At 64.7% G+C, this 21902-nt stretch carries 7 protein-coding genes and 2 pseudogenes; 8 read left to right on the forward strand and 1 reads right to left on the reverse strand.

The annotated features are described in order from the left end of the window. The 4 genes and pseudogenes from WB785_RS21630 to WB785_RS21645 form a co-directional block, all read left to right on the forward strand. A pseudogene (locus tag WB785_RS21630) lies at positions 1-198 on the forward strand (epimerase); the annotation flags it as partial. A 78-nt stretch (positions 199-276) separates the two neighbouring features. Further along, on the forward strand, positions 277-1437 hold the full coding sequence (locus WB785_RS21635; RefSeq protein ID WP_424081672.1) for an acyl-CoA dehydrogenase family protein: 1161 nt from the start codon (positions 277-279) through the stop codon (positions 1435-1437). Between the two features lie 36 nt (positions 1438-1473). Further along, on the forward strand, positions 1474-2583 hold the full coding sequence (locus WB785_RS21640) for an acyl-CoA dehydrogenase family protein (protein WP_424081674.1): 1110 nt from the start codon (positions 1474-1476) through the stop codon (positions 2581-2583). A gap of 8 nt (positions 2584-2591) precedes the next feature. Further along, positions 2592-3014 (forward strand): PPOX class F420-dependent oxidoreductase, encoded by a 423-nt coding sequence (locus WB785_RS21645; protein WP_424081676.1) that lies wholly within the window; start codon positions 2592-2594, stop codon positions 3012-3014. Between the two features lie 203 nt (positions 3015-3217). Here WB785_RS21645 and WB785_RS21650 read toward each other — a convergent pair. Beyond that, positions 3218-14201, reverse strand: a pseudogene (locus WB785_RS21650) (type I polyketide synthase); the annotation flags it as partial. Between the two features lie 299 nt (positions 14202-14500). On the opposite strand from WB785_RS21650, the gene WB785_RS21655 reads away from it, so the two are divergent. From WB785_RS21655 to WB785_RS21670, 4 genes are read left to right on the forward strand one after another with little or no spacing between them, the layout of a single operon-like run. Next, on the forward strand, positions 14501-15922 hold the full coding sequence (locus tag WB785_RS21655; RefSeq protein WP_424081678.1) for a condensation domain-containing protein: 1422 nt from the start codon (positions 14501-14503) through the stop codon (positions 15920-15922). Between the two features lie 40 nt (positions 15923-15962). Then, entirely contained in the window at positions 15963-18974 is a 3012-nt protein-coding gene (locus WB785_RS21660; protein ID WP_424081680.1) for an RND family transporter, read from the forward strand. Between the two features lie 56 nt (positions 18975-19030). After that, complete coding sequence (gene pe / locus WB785_RS21665) at positions 19031-20158, forward strand: acyltransferase PE (protein WP_424081681.1); 1128 nt, start codon at positions 19031-19033, stop codon at positions 20156-20158. A gap of 7 nt (positions 20159-20165) precedes the next feature. Beyond that, complete coding sequence (locus WB785_RS21670; protein ID WP_424081683.1) at positions 20166-21902, forward strand: AMP-binding protein; 1737 nt, start codon at positions 20166-20168, stop codon at positions 21900-21902.

Here is a 21902-nt window from a genome sequence, read left to right on the forward strand (position 1 = left end):
GTGCGTGTGCCCGCCGTTGCCGCGGCTGCGGCCTCGGCGATCGTCGCGCGTTTGCCCATGGTTCCATCGGCCGCCGAATGGCTGCACATCGCGCGCACATCGGTGGTGATGGATACCCGAAAGGCGAAAACGCAGCTCGGGTGGACGCCGCAGTACACCTCCGCCGAAACGTTGCAGGCGCTCGCCGCGTCGCTATGAGCCAGCCGCCTGACCGGTTGGTTGGGTGTGCAGATAACGTGCACGACAGGACCGTCGGATCCAGCAGAGGAGACTGCCGTGCAACTGGCACTCACACCGGACGAAGCCGCCTTCCGCGACGAGCTGCGCACCTTTTACACGACGAAGATTCCGGCGGACCTTCGCGAGAAAACCCGCCAGGGTCTACCGCTCGGCCGCGACGGCTACGTCACCAGCCATAAGATCCTCAACGATCACGGGCTGGCGGTGCCCAGCTGGCCCGTCGAGTGGGGAGGCAAAGACTGGACGCCCGCTCAGCATCAGATCTGGTTGGACGAGATGCAGCTGGCCTCTGTCCCCGAACCCCTGAACTTCAACGCCAAGATGGTCGGACCGGTGATCGCCGAGTTCGGGTCCCAGGAAACCAAGCAGCGCTTCCTGCCTCCGACGGCCAGCCTCGACATTTGGTGGTGCCAAGGATTCTCCGAGCCCGAAGCCGGCTCGGATTTGGCCTCGCTGCGTACCACCGCCCTGCGCGACGGCGATAGCTATGTCGTCAACGGTCAGAAGACCTGGACGACATTGGGCCAATACGCCGACTGGATCTTCTGCCTGGTGCGCACCGACCCGCAGGCACCCAAAAAGCAAGCCGGCATCTCGTTTTTGCTGATCGACTTGGACACCCCGGGCATCACGATGCGCCCGATCAAGCTGATCGACGGCAGTTTCGAAGTCAACGAGGTGTTCTTCGAAGACGTCCGGGTACCGGCCGATCAGCTTGTCGGAGAAGAGAACCAGGGCTGGACCTACGCAAAGTTCCTGTTGGGCAACGAGCGAACCGGCATCGCGGGGGTGGGCCGCACCAAGGTTCGTCTCGCCGAGGTCAAACAATGCGCCACCGACACCGGCCTGCTCGACGACCCGCTCTTCGCCGCCCGGCTCGCCGAAGCCGAAAACGAGTTGCTGGCACTGGAACTCACACAAATGCGTGTCGCTTCCGGCTCCGCGGCCGGCAAGCCCAATCCGGCGTCGTCCGTGCTTAAGCTGCGCGGCAGCGTATTGCAGCAGATCGCCAGCGAATTGCTTGTTGAAGTCGCCGGGCCGGATGCGCTGCCGTTCGACGCCGGCGACGAGATCGTGTCGCCGGAGTGGGCTCAAGGCAGCGCGCCGCACTACCTGAACTACCGCAAGACGTCGATTTATGGCGGCAGCAACGAAGTACAGCGCACCATCATCGCGTCCACCATTCTGGGACTGTAGGAACGCGGCAGCGTTTCAGGAAAATGAGGTAAGGCCATGGACTTTCAGTTGAGCGACGAACAGGTTCTGCTCCGCGACACCACCCGCGACTTACTAGCCCGAACCTATGACCCGGAAAGCCGCAACAAGGTCATCGGCAGCGAGCTGGGCTGGAGCCGCGACGTGTGGAGTCAGCTGGCCGACACCGGGATTCTCGGGCTGGGCTTCGATCCTGACGAGGCCGGCCAGATCGAGGTGATGGTCGTGCTCACCGAAGTCGGGCGCCGGCTGGCACCCGAGCCCATCGTGCACGCGGCGCTGGGGCCGGGGGCGATCATCGCCGAGGTCGGCACCGACGCACAAAAAGAACTACTGGACGAGGTCGCCGCCGGGCAGCGGTTGCTGGCATTTGCCCACCTCGAACCCGGGATGCGCGGAGCGCCGGGCAAAGGTGTTGGGACAACCGCTGTGCAGCAAGGCGATTCGTGGCTGCTCAGCGGGCGCAAGAACCCGGTGCTGGCCGGCGACGGTGCCAACACCCTGGTGGTGACCGCGGGGTTGCCCGACAGCGGCGTGGGGTTGTTCCTAGTCGACGGTGATGCGGTCGCCCGCCGGCCGTATCGCACCTTCGACGGCCAACGCGGCGCGCAGATTGACCTGAGCCAGGCGCCGGGCGAGCCGGTCGGCGATGCGGTGGACGCCTCGGTCGCCATCCGTAATGGCATCGTCCGCATCCAGTCCGCATTGTGTGCCGAGGCGGTCGGCGCCATGGAAGAGGCGCTGCGGTTGACCACCGACTACCTCAAGACCCGCAAGCAGTTCGGTGTCACGCTCAACAAGTTTCAAACTCTTACCCAGCGTGCCGCCGACATGTATGTGTCGCTGGAACTGGCCCGCAGCATGAACCTCTACGCCGCGATGTCGATCGCCGACGGCAATCTCGACCCGGTGGTCGCGGCACGGGCCAAGCTGCAGATTGGCCGGTCGGGACGGCACGTCGCGCAGGAGTCGATTCAGCTGCATGGCGGTATCGGTATGACCGCGGAGTATCCAGTCGGCCACTATGCGGCGAGGCTGACCGCGATCGAACGCACACTTGGTTCCTCCCAGGACCAGTTGCATGTGCTGATCGATCAGGTCGGCGACTACGACGTCGTGACGCTGTAAGGCCAGTGATGGCCGAGCTTTCAGCGGAAGTCGTCGACTTTCTCTCCGAGGGCACCCGCACCGCAATGCTGGGCTACGTCGCGGCCGACGGCCGGCCGCTGGTAGCTCCGGTGTGGTTCATTGTCGACAACGGCGAGCTGGTGTTCACCACCGGTGGTGAGACGGCGAAAGGCCGTGCGCTGGCCCGGGATTCACGGGTCGTCATCTGTGTCGACGATCCCCATCCGCCGTACTCGTTCGTGCAGGTACAGGGAACGGCGTCTATGCAGGACGACGCCGAGGACCTGCTCGACATCGCGACCCGGATCGGCGGGCGCTACATGGGAGCCCACCGCGCCGACGAATTCGGCCAGCGCAACGCCGTGCCCGGCGAGCTGGTGGTGCGGGTTCAGCCGACCAAGGTCAACGCGACGTTCCGCGTGGCCGACTGAACCCGTCCCCGATCAACTCTGCTCCCCGGCCGGCTCCGGCTCCGCACTCGGCTGCGCCGCGGCAGAACCCGAGCCGTTCGACGAACCGTTCGACGAGCCGTTGGACGACGACGCCGCGATTGTTTCCGCTTGCCGCTCAACGGCTTCCGGCTCGGCCTCGGCTTCGGCCGCAGCAGGTGCCGCGTCACCCGAGTCCGACTCGGCGTCGGGCATCTGAGCCGCGAGGTACTCGCCCAGCCCGCCGATCGTCGGGTAGTCGAACACCGCGGTGGCGTTGATCGTGAACTTGCCACCGAACTGACTGTGCAACCTATTGCGGAGTTCGACCGCCATCAGCGAGTCGGTGCCCAGGTCCAGGAACCGGCTCGTCGGGGCGGGCGGCTGCGCGAGCCGCAGGAAGCCCTGCACTTCGCGCTGCAGGAACTCGGTGATGAACGTCGCCCGCTCAGCCACCGGGAGTTCCTGCAGTTGCTTGAGCAATTCGCTGTCGACGACCTCGGCCATCTCACTCGGCAACACCAGGTCCAGGATCGGCGGACGGGAACTGCCGAGCACCTTCGCCGCGCGCGCCCAGTTGGCCTTCAGGACGATCGCCTGCCCGGTCCCGTTGGCAACCACTTCGGCGAGCGCACCCAGGGCAGCCGACGCATCCAGCGGGAGCAGACCCTGCGCACTGATGTTGGCGCTGGCGGCCTCCGACGACGCCATACCGCCCCCACCCCAGGGACCGAAGTTGATCCCGGTGGCCGGCAGGCCGTGCGCCTTGCGGTCGGCGATCAGACCGTCGAGCAACGCGTTGGCCGTCGAGTAGTTGGCCTGACCCGGTGAGCCCAGCAAGCTCGACACCGACGACGACACGATGAAGAAGTCGAGCTTGTCGTTCCTCGTCAAGCGGTCTAGGTGTAACGCGCCGAACGCCTTGGGCGCCAACGTGGTCCGGAACCGGTCCAGATCCTGCTGGTTGAGCAGCGCGTCGTCGAGCACACCGGCCAGATGCGCGACTCCCGCGAGCGGAGGCAACTCCGCGCGGATACGCTCCAGCAACTTCGCAACGTCCGACTCCTGACCGATGTCGGCCGAGAAGGTGTGGATGCGGGTCTTGTAGCGCTCGGTTATCTCGTCGATCGTCCGCTGTGCCTCCACATCCGGCTTCCGCCGACTGGTCAGCACGATGTCACCGGCCCCGAGCTGCGCCAGGTACGACGCCGTGCTCAGACCGATCGCACCGAGACCACCGGTGATCAGGTAGCTCCGATCAGGCTGCGGTGCAAGCGGATTCGGCATCTGGCACACAATCTTGCCGATGTGCCGGGCCTGCTGCATGCGCCTGAACGCCGTCCTGGCCTCCGTCAGCGGGTAAATCTCGGCGGGCAGCGGCGTCCACTGCCCTTTCGCCAACCCGTCCGACACCTCGCTGAGCAAGGTGTGAATCCGGTCGGGTTCGGTGAACATCACCGTGTCCAACGCGACGATCTCGTACACGATGTCGGGCCGGGCTTCGGCCATCTGCTCGGCAGTCCAGATGTCGCGCTTGGCGATCTCGGCGAAACGGCCGTTCTTGGCGGTCGCCCGGACCGTCGCCTCGACGAACCCTTCGCTGGTCAGGCTGTTGAGCACCACGTCAACGCCGGCGCCGTCGGTGTCAGCCAGGATCTGGTCGGCGAAATCGGTTGTGCGCGAGTCGTACACATGCTTCACGCCGAGCTTGCGCAGCGTCGCCCGCTTGAAGGTGCTTGCCGTCGCGTAGACCTCTGCACCAAGTTGTTGCGCCATCTGGATGGCGGCCAATCCGACACCACCACTGGCGGCGTGGATGAGCACCTTGTCGCCGGGATTGAGCTTTGCCCAGTCGAACGACAGCCGGACCGTGAGCGCCGCGGCCGGAATGGTCGCGGCCTCAACTGCGCTCACCCCGTCCGGGATCGGCGCCAGGAACTGGGCCGGCACGTTGAAGCGGCTGGCGAACGCACCCTGCATGGAGCCGTAGACCCGCTGACCGACCTCCAGTCCGGTCACGCCCTCGCCCAATTGCGTGACGGTGCCGGCGAAGTCGCCACCGACCGGCCCCGGGTCGCCCGGGTAGAGGCCCAACACGTTGAGCACGTCGCGGAAGTTCAGGCCTGCGGCCTCGACGCGCACCTGGACGTAGCCCTCGTCCGGCGGCGACACTTCCTTTTCGGTGAGACGCAGGTTGTCGATCGCGCCGCGCTCGGTCGGGAGCAGGGCGTAATCGTCGGCGCGCGGCACCGTGAGGTGACCGCTGCGCGACCACTGCAGCAACCGGGATGCCAATGCTTTGCCTTGGCGCAAAGCGAGTTCCGGCTCGTCGATCGGCGCGCCGAGCAGGCCGGTCAAGAGTTTCACCGCTTCCGGCGATCCGTCGACATCGACCAGCTTGCTGCGCAGGCCGGGCTCCTCGTTGGCGATCGTGCGACCGAGGCCCCACAATGCTGCTTGCACCGCATCGACCGGCTCTCCGGATTCGGTCGCGACCGCCCGTTCGGTGACAAGCCACAGCCCGCCAGGCAGTTTCACCGAGTTGTCGGCCTGCGCGGTGTGCACCGCGCTAAGCAGATTCTCGATCTCGGCTTCCAGCCGGGTGATCTGCTCTGCGGTCGACTCTGTGCTTGACTCCTCGGCCTTCGGCCGGAAGCTGCGCCACACGATGCCGGCGTACGGCATCCCCTTCTCGTGCGCCTGCGCCAACGCCTGGCCCAGCAGCTCGGCGTCGTTGGTCCGGTCGAACGGGATGCAACCCGGCAAGCCGGCCGCCAGCTCGCTGAATCCGGCGATCAGCCAAGTGCCGCTGGGGGTTGCGGCGACCCCGACATCAGCGCTCGATGGCGCAAGTGGCACCTCGTGCCAGCCGAGGGTGTACAGCAGCCGGGTGGTGTCGCCACCGAGCCCCCGCAGCAACGCCTCTCGAGGAGCCCGCTTGACGGTGAAGCCGCGAATCCCGCCCAGGTTGCGGCCGTCCCGATCGAGGTATTCGAGGTCAAACACCTGGGTCTCGCTGTCGAGCTCATTGGTGTGCCACTTCGCCCGGCAGTAGAACCGGCGCGGCATTTTCTCCTTCAGCGTCACCCGCTCGTAGCGCAGCGGCAGGAACAGACCGCTGACGCCCTGCTCGACCGCACGCAGCGCCGGGAAGGCCGGGAAGGCGACGCCGGTGCACAGGTCCATCAGGACTGGGTGCATCGGTTCGGTGCCGAGGTTCTCGGACAGTTCTTCGCCGACCGAGATGTCGCCGATCGCTTCACCGTCCCCCAGCCACAACGACTTCAGCGATCCGGACCAGTTCGGGCCCCAGGACAGTTCCATGTCGTCGAAAGTCTCGAACAACTCCTGCGGACGCATGCGCTCCATCCGCTCGATCGCCGCGTCGATCGGCTCCGCCGGGACCACTTGCTCATCGGCCTCCGGCTCTTCGCCGGCGCCGGCGATGGCGGTTCCGTCGGCGTTCAGCGACCACTCGGCGTCACGAACGCCGTAGGGGCGGCTGTGCACCTGGAACTTCCAGCCCTCGTCCAGCGGATGCAGTGACAGCTGCACTTCACGGGAAGCCTTCTCCGGCAGGATGATCGGCTCGTAGAAGAAGACCTCCTTGACGTGTGCCGGCATCCCGACCGCCGCCAGCGCCATCGCGGCATACGTGGCGCCGGGAACGACGACGGTGCCGTAGATGACGTGATCGTTCAGCCACGGCTGCGACTTGACCGACAGCCTGCTGGTGTAGACGGAATCTCCGGAAGCGAGATCCTTTCCGCTGCCGAGCAATCCGGACATCGCCGGACCGTCGACAGTGATCGCCGAGCTCTTCGGCCAGAAACGACGCCGCTGGAACGGATAGGTCGGCAATTCCAGCCGGCGGCCGTGCTGTTGGTGCAGCGCAGCGAATGCGGGCCGGTGTCCGCTGACGTAGGCGTTGGCCAACGCGTCGGCAATCTGACCGCGGTCACCGACACCCTTGCGCAGCGACACGATCGCCCGCGGCGCGGCCAGATGCTCCGGCCACACCTGGACCGCGGCACCGGTCAGCACCGGCTGCGGGCCGATTTCCATCAGCACCGAGCAGCCCAGCGCCGCGATGGTGCGCACGCTTTCGGCGAACTGCACCGGCTGGCGGGAGTGCTTGCGCCAGTACTGCGCATCCAGCGGGGTCTCCGCCGTGAGGATGGCCCCGGTGCGGTTGCAGACCAGCGGCAGCGTCGGCGTCGCAAATTCGAATTGGCTTGCGAACGACTCGAATTCACCGAGCACTGGCTCCAGCAGCTCGGAGTGGAAGGCGTGGCTGGTCTCCAGCCACGTGCAGCGCACGCCGTCCTCGCTGAATTTGGCGACGACCTGCTCGAGGTCGCCGCCCGGTCCGGAGAGCACCGTGTTGGGGCCGTTGTACGCGCCGACCGACACGCTCGGGAACTCGCCGGCGACCTGTTCGACCTGCTTGGGGTCGGCGAACACCGCCGCCATTCGTCCGCCCGCGGGCAGGCTGCCGAATAGCCGGCCGCGCTCGGCCATCAGGCGCGCACCGTCCTCGAGGCTGAACACCCCGGCGACGCAGGCCGCCGCGTACTGGCCGACGCTGTGGCCGAGCACCACGTCGGGCTCGATCCCCCACGACTGCCACAGCCGAGCCAAACCCATCTCGATGGCGAACAGCGCCGGCTGCGCAAAGGACGTGTGCTTCAGAGTTTCTCCGGCCTTGCCACCGGTCTCGCGGTCGGTGGCGAAGATCACCTCCAGCAGCGGCTGCTCGAGGATCCCACTGACCGCGTCGGCGCACCGCTTCACTGTCTCGGCGAAAACCGGCTCGGCGGCGAACAATTCGCGCGCCATACCGGGGTACTGGCTGCCCTGGCCGGTGAACAGCCATGCCGTCGTCGGCCGATCGGTGCACTCGGCACGGACCACACCGGGACGGAGTTGGCCGGCGGCCAGGTCGGCCAGACCCGCGGTTGCGCTCTGCACCGAATCAACAACGAGGGCGGCGCGGTGCTCGAAGTGCGAGCGGCCCACTCCGGCCGTCAAGGCCACTTCGGCGATGTCAGCGTCCGGGTGGCCGGCCAACCACGAGCCGTACCGCTGCGCCAACTCGACCAGCGCGTCGGCGGAGCGCGCCGACAACGGCAGCACGTTGACCGAAGTTTCCGGGCCGGTCGACTCCGACGACGGCTCCGCCGCAGCGCCATCCGCCGGCTGCTCGTCGATGATCACCGGCTGTGGCGCCGGCGCCTCCTCGATCAGCACGTGAGCGTTGGTGCCGGTGAATCCGAACGAACTCACACCGGCCCGCCGCGTCCGGCCGTTGGCTTCCCACGGCGTCGACTTGTCGACGACCTTCACTGGCAGCGAACCCCACGGGATGTGCGGTGACGGGTTGTCGAAGTGCAGGCTCTGCGGCAACACCCCGTTCTGCAACGACAGCACGACCTTGATCAGACCCGCTGCACCCGAGGCCGATTCGGTGTGACCGATGTTGGTCTTCACCGAACCCATCAGCAGTGGCCGGTTGGCATCGCGGGATGCTCCGTAGATCGCCGCGGCCGCCTGGACCTCGATCGGGTCGCCGAGCGGAGTACCCGTCCCGTGTGCCTCGAGGTAATCGACGTCCCCGCCGGAAAGACCGGCCCGGGCCAGCGCCGTGGCGATAAGCCGTTGCTGTGCACCCCCATTGGGCACAGTCAGACCGCTCGACGCACCGTCCTGGTTGACGGCGCTGCCCGGGATCACCGCCGCGATCCGGTCGCCGTCGCGCTCGGCGTCGCTGAGCCTCTTGAGCACCAGGATCCCGCAGCCTTCACTGCGAACGTAGCCGTCGGCCGACGCATCGAAGGTCTTGCATCGCCCGACCGGCGACAGCATCCGGGCCCGCGATGCGGCGACCACCGTCACCGGGCTGAGCAAGACGTTCACACCGCCGGCCACCGCGAGATCGCAGTCACCAGAGTGCAAAGCCTGCACCGCCTGGTGGACAGCGACCAGCGAGGAGCTGCACGCTGTGTCGACGGCGACGGCGGGTCCTTCGAAACCGAACGCGAAGGCGACCCGGCCGGAGATCGCATTGAGCGCGTTACCCGTGATGAAGTACGGCTCGATCTTGTCGATCGATTCGGCGGACAGCAGATGGGCGTACTCGTTGGCTGCCACGCCCGCGAAGACGCCGGTTCGGCTGCCGCGCAACGCCGCAGGCGCGTACCCCGCCCTTTCTAAGCCCTCCCAGACCGTTTCGAGCATCAACCGCTGCTGCGGCTCGATCCAGACGGCCTCACGCGGAGAGATGCCGAAGAACTCGGGATCGAATCCGTCGATGCCGTCGAGGAATCCGCCGAAGCGCGTGTAGGTCTTGCCCGGAGTTTCCGGATCGGGATCGTAGAACTCGTCGATGTCGAAGCGGTCCTCGGGGACCTCTCGGATCGCATCGATGCCGCCGGACAACACATCCCAAAACGCTTCCGGGTTGGGAGCGCCCGGGAAACGGCATGACACAGCGATGATCGCGATCGGCTCGTCCGTGCGGACCGTCACCGTGGCCGCCGGCGACGGGCCGGACCTCTGTTCGCTCAAATCGAGCACATCGCCGAGCAGGTAATCCACCGTGTCCGACAGTCGCGGGTGGTCCATTGCCAGCGTCGCTGGGATCTGTTTGCCCACGCCTTGCTCGATGCGGCGCCTCAGCTCGACGGCCATCAGCGAATCCATGCCGAGGTCGAAGAATCCGGCGTCCTCGCGGATCTCGGAGGGATCGACCCGGGTCACATCGGCCACCGCGTCGCGCAGGAAGTCCAATAGCAGCTTCCGGCGTTGCTGCACAGGCGCATTGGTGAGGCGCTCGACCAGCTCCGTCTTTCCCGACGGCAAGGTCACCGGCACCGCGCTGGGCAGCTCACGCTCCAGCTCGGCGAGGAACGCCCGCTGGCCCGCTTGCTGATAGAGCGCAAGGAAACGCGCCCAGTCGATCCGGGCCACTACTCCTTGTACGGGACCTTCCTCGCCAGACACTGCGATCAACTCGGCCAGACCCGCCAGAGCATCAGCAGGTGACAACGCCTTGATCCCACGCTTACCCAGCTTGGCGCGCGACTCCTCGTCGGCCATGCCCGCCGACCACGGACCGAAGTTCACGCTGACCCCGGCGACACCCTGCTCGCGCAGACGCCAGGTCAGACCGTCCAGGAAGGCGTTGGCCGCACCGTAGGCGGTCTGACCGTACCCGCCCCATACCGAGGCGATCGACGAGGTGCTGAGGAAAAAGTCCAGCTTCAGATCCGCGGCTGCTTCACTCAAATACCATGCACCCCAGACCTTTCCGGCGAAGACCCGATCGACTTCGGCGTCGTTGAGGTCAATCAGCGGCGTGGTGCCAATTTCACCTGCGGCATGAACTATGCCGGCCAGCGGCGGCAGTTCGGATTTGATGGTGGACAACAGCCGCGAGACGTCGTGCGCGTCGGCGACATCGGCCGTGAAGACCCGGATATCGCTGCCGTGCTGTTCGCTCAACGTATCGATGCGCTGCTGCACGCCCTCGCTGGGCGAGCGCCGGCTGGTCAGCACGAGATACTTGGCGCCGTGGGCGGCCAGGTATCCGGCGATTTCCAGTCCGATCGAGCCCAGTCCACCGGTCACCAAATAGGTTGCGTCATCGCGCAATGCCAGCGGTCTGGCGTTCGGCTGCCCGGCCCGTCGCACCAGCCGGGGCACGTAGACGTCTTGCCCACGCACCGCGAACTGGTCTTCGCGGCGCGGTTCAGCCGCGACCTGGCTGACCAATTGCGACCATTCGTCGGCTTCATTTTCCCTGCCTTGCGACAAATCGGCCAGGCCGCCCCATAGCTGCGGCAGCTCCAGCGAGGCGGCACGACCGAATCCCCACAGCGCGGTCTGCTCGGGTGACACGCTGTCGCCATCGGTAATGCGTTGTGCGCCACGGGTTACCACCCAGATCGACGCCCGCAATTCGGCGGCCGCCGCGGCGCGGAAGAGCCGCCGGGTTCCGCTCAAAACCTGGTGTTGCAGCCGCAGCAGCGATCGCTGCGATGGCACGATGTCGGATTCCACCGCCGCGAAGTGGAGGATGCGCAGCACCGGCGTCGCTTCAGCCGCGGCACGCAACGTCGCGGTGAGCTCTTGCTCGTCGGCCTCCGATGCCGGCAAGCCTACGACCCGGTGCTGCTGGCCCCGCGTGGTCAGCGCCTCGACAATCGGCGCGATCGCCTCGCCGTCGTCGCCGACGAGCAGCCAGGTAGCCGCCTCACCCGCGGCGGATGCCGCGGCGTTGCTCTTCTCCCAACGGAACTCGTAACGCGCGTCTGAGATCGACTTGGTCTTGCGCTGCTGGTTGTGTTGCGCCGCCAGCCTTGTCAACACATTCACGGTTTGGCCGTCATCGCCGGCACCACCGAGAAGCGCGGCCAGCTCTTCGATCTTGCCGTCTTCGAGCAGCCGAACGGTCTCGCTACTCGACGACATATGCGATTGCTGGGTAGGCAGATCGCGATTTTCCCGGAACCAGTATTGGCGATGCTGGAACGGATAGGTGGGCAGGTCGAGCTTTCGCGCCGCCCCCTGTTGCACACCACCGAAGTTCGGGAGATGTCCAAGGGCGTATGCGTCCGCGAGGGCTTCGATGATCTGGCGGTGGTCGGCGGTGTTCTTACGCAGAGACGCGATTGCGCGCGGCGTGGCGGCGGGGTCGGGCCATGCCCGCAGGGCCGCGGCCGTAAGCACCGGCTGCGGGCCGATTTCGAGCAGCACCTTGCAGCCCAGGTCGGACAGCGTCTGCACGCTCTTGGCGAATTCGACGGGCTGGCGCGCGTGGCGACGCCAGTAGTTGCCGTCCAGCTTCTGGCTGCGGCCGATCACGGCACCGGTGCGGTTATCCACCAAAATCCGTTGCGGCGACGTGTATTTGAACCCGTTCGCAAACGATTCGAACTCGTCGAGGATCGGGTCCAGCAGCGCCGAATGGAACGCGTGGCTGGTTTCCAGCCAGTCGCATCGCACACCGTCAGCCGTCAAAATGGCCACGGCCTGGTCCAAATCACCTGCAGGACCGGATAATACGGTGTTCGCCCCGTTGTAGGCGGCGACGGACAAGCTCGGGAACCGGTCCGTCAGGCCCTCGACGCGGTCCGCGGCCGCGAAGACCGCGACCATCCGGCCGCCCGCGGGCAGGCTGCCGAAGAGGCGGCCGCGCTCGGCCATCAGCCGCGCGCCATCCTCCAGGCTGAACACGCCCGCAACGCAGGCCGCCGAATACTGGCCGACACTGTGACCCAACACCACGGCCGGCTCGAATCCCCAGGACTGCCATAGCCGGGCCAGACCCATCTCCACCGCGAACAAGGCGGGCTGCGCGTAGGTGGTCTGCCGCAGCGTTTCCTCTGCTTGCGGGCTATCCACGTCGAAAATAACGTCCAGCAAAGGCTTGTCGAGCACATCGGCGACAGCGGCCGCGCAGCGGTTCAATGTCTCGGCGAACACCGGCTCGGTCTCGAACAGCTCCCGCGCCATGCCCGGGTACTGGCTGCCCTGACCGGTGAACAACCACGCTGTCTTCGGTGTGGCATCGGAAACCCCGCGCACCAAGCCGGGCGCCGGGCGGTCGTCAGCGAGTGCACCGAGCAGCTCGCTGGCGGATTCCTTGGAGTTCACCACCAGCGCGGCCCGGTGCTCGAAGTGCGCTCGCCCCGCCCCGGCGGTCAAGCAGACGTCGGCCAGGGTGGCCTCCGGGTGCCCGCTCAACCAGCTGCGGTACTGATCAGCGATCTGAACCAGTGCATCGGGCGTGCGCGCCGAGATGGGCAGGATGCTGAACCGCCCTTCCGCGGGCTGGTCGGCCGGCGCCGCGATGGCCGGGACGGCCTCGGCGGGGGCTTCGGAGAGGATGATGTGCGCGTTGGTGCCGGCAAATCCGAACGAGCTGATTCCCGCGATGCGTGGCCGGCCATTGCGTTTCCAGGGGGTGGGCTCTTGCACGACCTGCAGCGCCAGGCGGTCCCACGGAATGTGCGGCGACGGGTTGCGGAAGTGCAGATGCGGCGGCAACAGCTCGTTCTCGAGCGACAGGATGACTTTCATGACGCCCGCTATGCCCGCGGCTGCTTCCAGGTGCCCGATGTTCGTCTTTGCCGAGCCGATCAACAGCGGGTCGCTCGTCTCGCGGCCCGCACCGAGCACCGCACCGGCGGCCTGAGCCTCGATCGGGTCACCAAGCGATGTACCGGTCCCGTGCGCCTCCAGGTAGTCAACATCGGTCGGTGCCAGGCCGGCCCGCTTCAGCGCGTCGGCGATAACCCGTTGCTGGGCAACGCCGTTCGGCACCGTCAGGCCACCCGATGCGCCGTCCTGGTTGATCGCGCTGCCCCGGATCACGGCCCGGATCCGGTCACCGTCGCGGATCGCGTCCTCAAGGCGTTTGATGACGATGACGCCACAACCCTCGCCGCGCACATAGCCATCTGCCGCCGCGTCGAACGTCTTGCACCGACCGTCCGGCGCGAGCATGTGAGCGTGGGAGAAAGTGATCATGGTCGCCGGAGTGAGCAGGACATTCGCACCGCCGGCCAGGGCGAGGTCGCATTCCCCCAACTGCAGCGCCTGACACGCCTGATGAATTGCCACCAACGACGAGCTGCACGCCGTGTCGACGGCGACTGCCGGGCCTTGCAGCCCCAACCGGAAGCTGATCCGGCCCGCTGCGGCGGCGTTCGACGTCCCGATTGCCATATAGGCTTCGATCTCGGGGAAAGTCAGTTCGCCCGATGCCATCCCCAGGTAATCGTGGGTGGCCAAACCGACGAACACACCGGTGTTGGTATCCGCCAAAGCCGTTGGCGCGGTACCCGAGTGCTCCACTGCCCGCCACGCCGTTTCCAGCAAGAGCCGATGCTGCGGATCCAACATCCTGGCCTCGCGCGCCGACATACCAAAGAACGGCGCATCGAACCCCGTCACGTCATCGACGAAACCCGCCCGACGGGTCGCAACCTTCCCGGGCGTGTCGGGATCCGGGTCAAAGAACTCGTCGACATCCCACCGGTCGGCAGGCACCTCCGATATCGCATCCCTGCCTTCGGCCAGCACCTGCCAGAACTCGTTGGCATCCGCGGCACCCGGAAAGCGCGCCGCATAGCCAACGATCGCAAAACCCGGTGCCGGGTGCTGTTGACCTGCGACGGATGCCATGCGGTTGTCCTTTCTGCTTTAGGACGATGAAGACCGATTGCAGCGGGCGGCCCGGTTACGCGCCAGAAGCACGACCGCCGCCAGTATTGCAAAAGTGGCGCCGAAAGCGGGCGCCGCACACACCGCGCACCCTACGCCAAATATGGTTGACGGCTTGCGCATCACGCCGCGTGGCGACATGTCAACTTACTGTGAGCTTTCACAGGCGCATGTATGACCGCCACAGTGACAGCCGCGAGGGTTATCTTGTTCAGCGTGGCCGGAGGCGAACCGTCCAAAACCGAGGAGGGTAGGAAGTTTTGCGTATCGGGAAGATTACCGTCGGCTCACTCAATGAGTGGACGTTGACCCCAGGCTCAGTCACCTCCTGGCACCCGACCTCCGCAGCTGCCGAAAAGGCCCGGCACGCGCCGGTCAGTTCCGTGCCGGTCAGCTACATGCAGGGCCAACATCTTCGTAATTATTGCGAACGAACAGCCGCGGGGCTTAGCTTTTCCCGGCAAATCATCGGTAGCTGTGATGTGCCCGGCCAGTGTGATGTTTCTGCAATGGATCAAGCCCTTAACGCATACCTGCGTCGACATGACACGTTCCGCAGTTGGTTCGAGCACAACGGTGATGGAGAGTTCATCAGGCATGCCATCAGCGATCCAGCTGATATTGAATTTGAGCCCATTAATTACGGCAACATGACCGTTGATCAAATACGAGCTCATGTGGTGGCCATACCGAATCCGCTGGAATGGGGCTGTTTCACCTTCGGGATAATCCAGACCGAAGATTACTTCACACTCTTTGCCGCCATGGACCATGTCCACGGAGACGCAACGCTGATCGGCACAACGATGCTGGAAGCCAACGGAATGTATACGGCGTTGAGCGGAGGTGGTGCGGCCCTTGCGCTCCCCGACGCGGGCAGCTTTGACGATTTCTGTGCCCGCGAGCGCGACTTCACGTCAACGTTAACCGTCGATTCGCCTCAGGTACGCGCGTGGATTGACTTCGCCGAGAACAACGATGGTGGCTTTCCTGAGTTCCCACTGCCGTTAGGTAACTCGTCGGAGGCGACGAGCAGTTACATGACCTCCGAAGTCCTGATGGACCCAGAACAGACGGAGCGATTCGAATCGGCCTGCGCTGCGGCCAGTGCGCGGTTCGTCGGCGGCTTGTTCGCCTGCCTGGGCCTAGTGGAACACGAGTTCACGGGTGCTCTCACGTACTACGGACTGACTCCGAGGGATTCCCGCACAGCCAGCGACAATTTCATGACGCAGGGTTGGTTTACCGGCTTGATCCCGATCACTGTCCCAATAGCGGCGACCTCTTTCAGCGATGCCGCGTGGGCGGCGCAGGCCTCTTTCGATTCAGCTTTGGACATGGCGAAGGTGCCGTATTACCGGGTATTGGAATTGGCACCGTGGTTGAAGTGGCCAGAGCCGAACTTTCCCGTGTCGAACTTCTTCCATGGCGGCGCTGCACCGCTCAACGCTATTCTGGCGGCCGCCGACCTGGGCCTGGCGAACAATATAGGAATCTACCCCGACGGTCGGTATTCCTATCAACTGACCATCTATATATTCCGGTACGGCGAAGGCACGGTCATGGCGATCATGCATCCCGATAACCCGGTCGCCCAGAAATCAGTTACCCGCTACATGGAGGCGATGAAGTCTGTGTGCGTGCGGGTCGCTGACAGCGGGCACTGGGGGCGCGTCGCATAGCGTGGCGCAATTTGAGTGATGTGCGGGCGGTGAGGGCGACATGCAACGGCTAGCCAATTTTGTGGTGCGGTGGCCCTGGGCAGTCATCGGGATCTGGGTCGCGATCGCGGTCGCACTGCCACTGACTTTGCCGTCCCTGGGTGAGATGTCCCAGAAGCATCCGCTCGCCATCTTGCCCAGCGATGCGCCGTCGAGCGTCACCGCCCGAAAGATGACCGAAGCGTTTCACGAATCGGGCACAGAAGACCTGCTGCTGGTGGTCCTGACCGACGACAAGGGGCTTGGCAAAGCCGACGAAGCCACTTACTCGCAGTTGGTGGGCGCTCTGCGCCAGGACCCGCGAGACGTCGTGATGTTGCAGGATTTCATCAGCACGCCGCAACTGCGTTCGATCGTGACCAGCAAGGACAACAAGGCTTGGGTGCTACCGGTCGGCGTCGCGGGTGAGTTAGGCACTCCGAGGTCCTACGGCGCCTTCAATCAGATCAGCAACCTCGTCAAAAACTCGGTCGCCGGATCAGGCATGACGGTAAACATCACCGGGCCCGCGGCAACCGTCGCCGACCTCACGGTCGCAGGCGATCGGGATCGGCTTCCAATTGAGTTGGCAATCGGCGTGCTGGTGCTCATCGTTCTGCTGGTCGTTTACCGCAGCGTGGTCACCATGGTGCTGCCGTTGATCACCATTGGGGTCTCCCTGGTGATCGCGCAGTCGATCGTCGCCGGCTACTCGCAACTGACCAGCACGGGCGTCTCGAACCAATCCATCGTGTTTCTGAGCGCGATCATGGCCGGCGCCGGAACGGATTACGCGGTCTTTCTCATCAGCCGCTATCACGACTATCTGCGGCGAGGTGAGGACTTCGACCAGGCAGTCAAGCGGGCCCTGATCTCAATCGGAAAAGTGATCGCAGCATCCGCCACCACCGTGGGAATCACGTTTCTGTTGATCAGCTTCGCCCGGATGGGTGTGTTCAAAACGGTCGGCATCGCCGCGGCAATTGGCGTCGGCGTGGCATTTCTGGCCGGGGTGACGTTGCTGCCGGCGATTCTGGTGCTCGCCGGACCACGCGGCTGGGTCAACCCACGAAGCGAACTAACCGCCCGGTTCTGGCGGCGTTCGGGCATTCGCATCGTGCGCCGGCCACGGGCCCATCTGGTCGCCAGTGTGCTCGTGTTGGCCATCCTGGCCAGCTGCGCGGGCTTGGTGCGCTACAACTACGACGACCGCAAGGCCTTGCCATCTTCTGCTCCGAGCTCCATCGGCTATACCGCGCTGGATCACCATTTCCCGGTAAACCAGTCGATTCCGGAGTACATCCTCATCCAGTCACCGCGTGACCTTCGCACGCCGCAAGCCCTTGCAGACCTGGAGCAGATGGCGGACCGCGTGAGCCAACTGCCGAATGTCGCTGCAATCAGCGGCATTACGCGCCCCACCGGGAACGTGCCGGAACAGTTCCGGGCCACCTATCAGGCGGGCGCTATCGGCACGTTTCTGGCCGGCGGTTCCACGCTGATCAACGACCACACCAATGACCTCAACCAGCTGTCGGCAGGGTCGGTCACGCTTGCCGACAAACTCGACGAAGTGCGCGGTCAAGTCGGCGAACTCGCGGCCAGCGTGCAGGAACTGGAGAACACCTTTAAGTCCTCCAAGGACCAATACAGCGGCGACACGTTGGTCCACGAGGTCGACATCGCGGCCCAACTCGTCGACCACGTCAACTCGCTCAGCAACACCATGGGCTGGAACTACAGCGCGGCCAAGAACATGTTCGAATGGATCGGTCCGGTGCTGGCCGCGCTGCGGGGCAACCCGGTCTGCGATCTCGATGAGTCCTGCAGCACCACCCGCGGCGCGTTCGAGCAGCTGGTTGGTTCGCGTGATCAAGAAGACCTCGACGCGATCAATGACCTGGCCCACCAGCTGCAGGACTACCCGGACAAAAAGGCGCTGAAAGCCACGACCGACCGGATGCGTGCGGGAGTCGAGAAGCTCACCCTTGTGCTGCGCTCCATGGGGATGGACCAGCCCGGCGGTCTGCAGGCGAACCTCGACCAGCTGCAAAGTGGCGCCAACCAGTTCGCCGGCGGGAGCCGGCAAATTGCTGACGCGGTGAACCAGCTCGTCGACCAGGTCAAACAGCTGGGCGGTGGGCTCAATGAGGCAGCGACATTCTTGTTGTCGTTGAAGCACGACGCTGCAAAACCTGCAATGGCCGGGTTCAACATCCCGGCCCAGTTGTTGCATCTGGACGAGTTCCAGGAGGCGGCCAAGGTATTCATCTCGCGAGACGGTCACTCGGTGCGGTACCTCGTTCAAACCAAACTCAATCCGTTCAGCACCGAAGCCATGGATCAGGTCAACGCCATCCTTGCGACGGCGCGGGGAGCTCAACCGAATACCGCGTTGGCGGACGCCAAGATATCGATGGCGGGCTACACCGTTGGGCTGAAGGACACCCGCGACTACTACCAGCACGACATCCGGTTCATCATCGCGGTCACCCTCTTCGTCGTGCTGCTCACCTTGATCGCGCTACTGCGCGCGATTGTCGCCCCGCTGTATCTGGTTGCCTCCGTAGTCATTTCGTATCTGTCAGCGGTGGGCATTGGTGCGCTTGTATATCAGTTCATCCTCGGCGAGCACTTACATTGGAGTGTGCCTCCGCTTGCATTCGTGGTGTTGGTCGCGGTGGGAGCCGACTACAACATGCTGCTTGTCTCGCGAATGCGTGACGAGTCACCGCACAGCATGCGTTATGGCATCATCCGCACCCTGAGTTCGACAGGCGGTGTGATCACCGCGGCGGGTCTGATCTTCGCTGCCTCGATGTGCGGCCTGTTGTTCTCCAGCATCGGCACCGTGGTCCAAGGCGGTTTCGTGATCGGTGTGGGAATCTTGCTGGATACCTTCTTGGTACGCACCATCACGGTTCCCGCCATCGCGGCGCTGGTCGGGCGGGCGAACTGGTGGCCGTCACGACTGGGAATGCGACGGTCGATGTCGCGGAAATCGGCCGGACGTGCCGAGCCACAGCCGGGTTAGCGCGCACCCATGACGTATGTGAGACTACGAGAGAAGCCGAGGGGTCAGGAGTAGGTATGAAGAAACTACTCGCAGAGGTTACGACGCTGGTAACTCTCAGTGCCACAACATGTTTCGGCGTTAGCGTCGCGTCGGCCGACGACACGCCCATCGGCGGTCCGCCAACCCCCGGTGCGCCGGGCGACCAGACAGCGTTTGCCCTCGGCGGCGCTCACGTGCTGGGCATCCCCTACGACGAGTACATCCGCCAGGAAGGCGCCCAATGGTTCCCCGGCCAGAAGCGCGAAATCGTCCGCTACCCGGCAGGCCAGGTTCAGGGGCACGTGCTGGAGCGACTCTTTCCGGGCATCGGCAAGATCGATGCGCTGTTCCCCGGCCTGGGGGTCGACGGTCCCAGCGTCGGCGAGTCGGTCGACGCGGGAGTAGACAACCTCGAAGCGGCGATCAAAACCGGTCGCCCCGGTACGGCGATCGGCTTGTCCGAGGGCGGGTTCGTGGTCGATGGCGCGCAGGCCCGGCTGGCGACTGACCCGGCTGCTCCCCCGCCGAACACTCTGAACTTCGCAACGTTCGGCGACCCCATTGGGCATCACGCCTTCGGTCAGAGTTTCCTCACCGCCACGTTCCCGGTCGGCAGCGTTGTTCCCGCACTCGACTTCACCATGCCGCCGCCGTACGAGAGCCAGTACGACACCAACCGGTTCGTGGCCGCGTACGACTCCATCGCAGACTTCCCCGACCGGCCGGACAACATGTTTGCTCTCGCTAACACGCTGATGGGTCTGGCCACCGGTCACACCGCGGTGGCGTTCACGAACAAGAGCATGGTGCCGCCGCAGAACATCAGAACCACGATCAACTCCAGGGGCGCAAAAGACACGACGATCATGGTCCCGGAGAGGCACCTTCCTCTTGTCATGCCGTTGAAATACATCGGGATTGACGAGGGCACGCTGAACAAGCTCGACGCAATCCTGATCCCCCGGGTGAACGCAGGCTATTCGCGAAACGACGACCCGTCGACCGCTCCGGTTCAGGTGGACCCGGTGCACGGCTTCGACCCAGCAGAAGTCACTGCGCCAGCCAACCAGGCGACATTCGGCGGCGGCGCAGACCCGTTCTCGCAGATCCTCGCTGGTGCCATGTCCGTGTTGTCGCACGGCGCAGGCGAAGCTGACCACTGAGACGCTTATGCCCCAGTCATCTGTTCTCTCAATGCTGCACGGGCGCGCCAGCCTGCGGCCCAACGACGTGGCCTTCACTTTTACCAACTACGAAGACGACTGGCCGGGTGTAGCCGAGAGTCTCACCTGGTCGCAGTTATCCCGTCGGACACTAAATCTCGCGGGCGAGCTGCGTCCCTACGGATCGGCCGGAGACCGGGCAGTGATACTGGCTCCCCAGAGCCTTGATTACATTGCGGCATTTCTGGGATCCATACAGTCCGGGCTCATCGCAGTTCCGCTGCCATTGCCGCACCGCGGCTCGAGTCATGAGCGGGTAAGCGCGATCCTTGCCGATACGTCACCCTCGGTTGTTCTCACAACGTCCGCGGTCGCCGAAGATATCGCCGATTACGTTGATGAAGCACGTTTGGACGCTGTTCCGAAGATCATCGAAATCGATGCGATGAATCTGGACGTCGATGGCGGAACGACTGTTGGCACAGCCGATTTGCCTGACATCGCCTATTTGCAATACAGCTCAGGTTCGACCCGGCTGCCGACCGGCGTCACGATCTCGCACCGCAACCTGCAGGTGAATGTCGAGCAGCTCATGCGCGCCTTCTTCGCGGACGCCGGCCTGGTCGCCCCATCCGATACCACGATGGTGTCGTGGTTGCCCTTGTACCACGACATGGGTTTGATGCTGGGAGTTTGCGCGCCAATCCTAAACGGGCATCGCGTCGAGCTGACGACTCCGGTTTCGTTCTTGGAAAGGCCGGCCAGATGGGTGCGAGCACTGGCTGGCAATCCTCATGCGTGGTCGGCGGCGCCGAACTTCGCCTTTGACTTGGCCGCGCGCAAGACAACTGACAGTGACCTGGCCGGTCTCGACCTCGGCGGGGTGCTTGGCATCATCAGCGGTGCCGAACGTGTCGAGCCGGCCACTTTGCAACGTTTCGCTGATCGGTTTGCTCACTTCAATTTTCAAGACCGCATGATGCGTCCGTCATATGGTCTGGCGGAGGCAACCGTCTTCGTGGCGACTGGCATGTGGAGTGATTCGTCGGGGGCGGTTGACTTCGATCTCGGGGAGCTGTCCGCAGGCCGCGCTCAGCCGTGCGCGGCCGGGACGGGCACGACGCTGGTGAAATACAAAGTGCCGCAATCACCCACGGTGCGAATCGTCGACGACACCAACCGCGAGTGCCCGCCAGACGTAGTCGGCGAGATCTGGATCCATGGCGCCAATGTCGCCGACGGCTATTGGCACAAACCACCGGAGGAGCAGCGCTGCTTTGGCGCAACGCTCGTCGACCCGTCACCAGGCACCCCGGACGGACCCTGGCTAAAAACCGGCGACCTGGGTTTCATCTTCGACGGTGAGCTGTTCATCGTCGGCCGCATCAAGGATTTACTGATCATCCGCGGCCGTAATCACTATCCCGAGGACATCGAGGCGACCGTCCAAGAGATCACAGGTGGCCGGGTCGCGGCGATATCGGTTCCGGTGAACAGTACCGAGGAGCTGGTCACCGTCGTCGAACTTAAGAAGCGATACGATTCCACCGACGAGGCGTTGCAGTGGCTCGGCCGCGTCAAAAGCGATGTCACCTCAGCGATTTCCAATGCACACGGCTTGAACGTAGGAGACCTCGTTCTGGTATCCCCCGGGTCGATCCCCACCACGACGAGCGGCAAGATCCGGCGCGCCGCGTGTGTCGAGCACTACCACCAGGACCAATTCACCCGGTTGGACGCCTAA

The organism is Mycobacterium sp. (genome assembly GCF_049585075.1).
Classification (GTDB): domain Bacteria; phylum Actinomycetota; class Actinomycetes; order Mycobacteriales; family Mycobacteriaceae; genus Mycobacterium.

Excerpts from the sequence above, each read along its gene's own strand:
- WB785_RS21640 (WP_424081674.1), top strand. The coding sequence starts at position 1,474 with ATGGACTTTCAGTTGAGCGACGAACAGGTTCTGCTCCGCGACACCACC.
- WB785_RS21645 (WP_424081676.1), top strand. The coding sequence starts at position 2,592 with ATGGCCGAGCTTTCAGCGGAAGTCGTCGACTTTCTCTCCGAGGGCACC.
- WB785_RS21660 (WP_424081680.1), top strand. The coding sequence starts at position 15,963 with ATGCAACGGCTAGCCAATTTTGTGGTGCGGTGGCCCTGGGCAGTCATC.
- pe (WP_424081681.1), top strand. The coding sequence starts at position 19,031 with ATGAAGAAACTACTCGCAGAGGTTACGACGCTGGTAACTCTCAGTGCC.
- WB785_RS21670 (WP_424081683.1), top strand. The coding sequence starts at position 20,166 with ATGCCCCAGTCATCTGTTCTCTCAATGCTGCACGGGCGCGCCAGCCTG.